Annotated in this window: 1 protein-coding gene; it reads left to right on the top strand. The window is 74.9% G+C overall.

From position 1 onward, the window contains the following. Window positions 1-187, top strand: a 187-nt coding sequence (locus HKX41_11260; GenBank protein ID NNC24709.1) for an amidohydrolase family protein, incomplete at its 5' end; no start/stop codon positions are given. Between the last annotated feature and the right edge of the window lie 92 nt (window positions 188-279).

The raw sequence follows: 279 nt of genomic DNA, 5'->3' as shown, positions 1-279 counted from the left end.
CGGGCAGTGGCTGATCGGCCACGGCTGGGACCAGAACGACTGGGCCGATGCGCGCTTTCCCGAGGCCGCCGACCTCGACGCGGCGTTTCCTGATCGCCCGGTGTGGCTGCAGCGCGTCGACGGCCACGCCGGCTGGGCCAACAGCGCGGCGATGCGCGCGGCCGGCTTGCGCGAGGCGGCTGCCTGAGCGGCCGCGGCGCGCGCCTCACTTCTCGTCGAGGCCGGAGCAACCCTTGAGCAAGGCCGCCAGCGCATCGCTCTGCACCTTGCCGGCGCCGG

Origin of the sequence: Salifodinibacter halophilus (genome assembly GCA_012999515.1) — a bacterium.
GTDB lineage: Bacteria > Pseudomonadota > Gammaproteobacteria > Nevskiales > Salinisphaeraceae > Salifodinibacter > Salifodinibacter halophilus.
Note: the sequence above shows the minus strand (reverse complement) of the source record. Positions and strands in the feature narration are given on the sequence as shown.